Source organism: Nocardia sp. NPDC003345, assembly GCF_053589395.1.
The window spans coordinates 1-2729 of the sequence record NZ_JBSFRU010000510.1 but is presented as its reverse complement, the minus strand read 5'-3'; the positions used below and the strand labels follow the sequence as shown (position 1 = coordinate 2729).

The 2729-nt window shown below is 70.1% G+C and carries 4 protein-coding genes; 2 read left to right on the top strand and 2 right to left on the bottom strand.

Annotated elements, in window-relative coordinates:
• Positions 1–241 precede the first annotated feature (241 nt).
• A complete protein-coding gene (locus tag ACWDU1_RS31380) occupies positions 242–1042 on the top strand; it encodes a DUF6928 family protein (protein WP_450004039.1) in 801 nt (266 codons plus the stop codon).
• Here the strand turns inward: ACWDU1_RS31380 and ACWDU1_RS31375 are convergent.
• The gene (locus ACWDU1_RS31375; RefSeq protein WP_450004038.1) at positions 1032–1328 is read right to left on the bottom strand and encodes a DUF2537 domain-containing protein; all 297 of its coding nucleotides are present in this window, start codon (positions 1326–1328) and stop codon (positions 1032–1034) included. The genes ACWDU1_RS31380 and ACWDU1_RS31375 overlap by 11 nt on opposite strands.
• Positions 1325–2137, bottom strand: a complete 813-nt coding sequence (locus tag ACWDU1_RS31370) for a TrmH family RNA methyltransferase (RefSeq protein WP_450004040.1) — start codon at positions 2135–2137, stop codon at positions 1325–1327. The genes ACWDU1_RS31375 and ACWDU1_RS31370 overlap by 4 nt, the downstream gene beginning before the upstream one ends.
• A gap of 69 nt (positions 2138–2206) precedes the next feature.
• Between ACWDU1_RS31370 and ACWDU1_RS31365 the strand changes: the two genes are divergently transcribed.
• A complete protein-coding gene (locus ACWDU1_RS31365) occupies positions 2207–2602 on the top strand; it encodes a YccF domain-containing protein (RefSeq protein ID WP_450004037.1) in 396 nt (131 codons plus the stop codon).
• Positions 2603–2729 lie beyond the last annotated feature (127 nt).

Here is a 2729-nt window from a genome sequence, read left to right as displayed (position 1 = left end):
TCCGCGCCCCGGTCCAAGCGCGGCAAGGCTCCGATGCCGTCCTGGGAGGATGTCCTGCTCGGGGTCCGCAGCTCCGGCCACTGACCGGCCGACGGCGTGTTACCCCCGGTAACGCCTCGATTCACCCTTTCCTGCGAGTAGATTCCCCTGTGCGGCGGCGTGGTTCGACGGTCTCCGGACCGCCGGCCGCGACGCGCGCCGAGAGATTCACGACCCGGTTCGTGCTATCGGAGGTGGGCGGATGCTGTCCAAGGTTTCATCGGTGTGGTACGTCGATACGCCGGACCCGCCCGCGGTCCTGCGTGCCGGGCCCGACCCGGATACCGGCGCCGCCTACGCCCTGGCCCGCCAGCTCCATCCCGATCTGGAGGTGGAGCCGACCGTTACGGCCACCCTGGCCGAGGCCGTCGGCCCGGAACCCGACGAACTCTTCATCGGCTGCTACCCGGGACTGACCGTGCTGTGCAGTACCTATGCGGCCCGGGTCCACCCGACCGCCATCCCGGAACTGCTGGTGCGCCCGCTGGCCGAAGAGCACACCTACCTGGTGTCCTTCGATCTCGAATACGGCTGGGGCGCGTTCGCGCATTGGGAACGCGGGGAACTGCGTCGTGCGTTCAGCTCCACCCGGCTGAACATTTTGCAGGACCAAGGGCTCCCGCATCCGTGGGAACGCCCGCACTGGGCCGGGGAGCATCCGATCCGGTGGCAGCTGGGTGAACTGCCCGACCCGCTGGTCCTGCCTTTCGATCCGCCCGGTTTCGCCGATACCGCGAACCGGGAGTGGCTCGGATTCCACTACTTCCCGTCCGCTCCGGCCGCCGCCACCGCGGCGGCGGATCCCGACGCGCTCCCATCCACGGTCGTACCGGACGATATCCGGGTGTGCGGATTCCGCCTGCACCCCAAGGGCGAAGAACGCGGACCCCAGGGGCAACCGCAGCCGCCGCACAACCGTGTCACCCACGAGCGCAAAGGTCTGCTGTCCTGGCTGCGCGGTCACGACAGCGCGGTGGGTATGGAGACCCGGATCAGGCCATGACCAGCAGACCGATCCAGCCCAGCAGCACACCCAGGCCCGCCCCCGCCAGCACCCATCGGGCGACCGGGCGTTCACGCCACCGCCACGCCGTCGGCGCGACACCGCCCACCGCGACCAGATTCACCGCCAGCGACAACAGCGGATGCACCTGGGCCAGCGCCGCTCCGAACCCGTAGACACCGGCGGCGGTCAGCATCGCGATCATCCCCGCCACGGTGATACCGGCCGCCCACGGCGTCGGCTCGACGGGCGGGTACGGGGTCCGGTAACGGCCGGTGGAATTCACGACGCCCGCACCCTCTCGTAGAACGCCATCGCCGCGGCCGTCGCGACATTGAGCGAATCGGTCCCCGCCGACATCGGAATCCGGGCTCGCACATCCGATGCCGCCATGGCCTCCTCGGTGAGACCGGGTCCCTCGGCGCCGAGCAACAACGCCACCCGGCGGCCGGTGAGCGCGGTGGCAAGCGTCGGCGCGGCCGGATCCGGGCTCAGCGCGATCACCTGGAAACCCCGGAGCCGCAACTCCCCCAGCCCGTCGGGCCAGCGCGGCACCGACGCGAACGGCACCCGCAGCACATGTCCCATCGAAACCCGCACCGACCGACGGTACAGCGGATCGGCACACCGATCCCCGAACAGCACCGCGTCCACACCGAGCCCGGCGGCATTACGGAACATCGCCCCCAGGTTCTCGTGATCGTTCACACCCTCGAGCACTGCCACCGTGGCGGCCCCGGCGACGAGCTCGGCGAAATCCCGTTCGGGCGGCCGATGCGCCACCGCCAGCACGCCCCGGTTCAAATGGAATCCCACCACCTCGGCCATCACCTCCGCCGAAGCCCGGTAGAACGGGATATCCAGACCGGCGAGTTCCGGCTCCAGCTCGCGCCACCGTTTATCCACCCCGAGCAGAGCATGCGGCCGGAAGGGCGAATCCAGCATCCGGCGCACCACCACGGTGCCCTCCGCGATCACCAGCCCCCGGCCGCCCGGACGGTCGGGTCGCCGATCCGCCGCCTTCAGGTCCCGGAAATCGTCGACCCGCGCATCGGCGACACTGTCCACCTCGACAACCACGGCCACACCGCCCATCCTGCCAACCCGGCCCGCCCCCGCCGCGTCCTGGGTGCGCCCGCCGCCGTACTCGGGCATGCTGGAGAGATGAAGCCGATCCAGCTGCTGCTCAATATCCTCTGGCTGATCTTCGCCGGGTTCTGGATGGCGGTGGGCTACGTCGTGGCGGCCCTGATCTGCTTCATCCTCATCATCACCATCCCCTTCGGGGTCGCCGCGCTGCGCAACGCCGCCTATATGCTCTGGCCGTTCGGCCGGACCACCGTCGAGAAACCCGGCGCCGGAGCCGGCGCGCTACTGGGCAACATCATCTGGTTCGTGGTCGCCGGCTGGTGGCTGGCGCTGGGCCACCTCGCCACCAGTCTCGCGCTGGCGATCACGATCATCGGCCTGCCCTTCGCGTGGGCCAACCTCAAACTGATCCCGCTGGCCCTGTTCCCCCTGGGCCGGGAAATCGTCCCCAGCGACCGCCCATTCGCCTGAACCCCTCGCAAGTCCCCCGCACCCACCCCCTCGCACCGATCCGCGCCCTCCCCGGCGCCGAGTCCAGCGAGGCCCCCAAAGGGTTCGGCCCGCGTCTGCTGTCAGCCCTCGAAGCGACGTGGCGAAG

Coding starts and splice junctions, on each gene's coding strand:
- ACWDU1_RS31380 (WP_450004039.1), top strand. CDS start 242: ATGCTGTCCAAGGTTTCATCGGTGTGGTACGTCGATACGCCGGACCCG.
- ACWDU1_RS31370 (WP_450004040.1), bottom strand. CDS start 2,137: ATGGGCGGTGTGGCCGTGGTTGTCGAGGTGGACAGTGTCGCCGATGCG.
- ACWDU1_RS31365 (WP_450004037.1), top strand. CDS start 2,207: ATGAAGCCGATCCAGCTGCTGCTCAATATCCTCTGGCTGATCTTCGCC.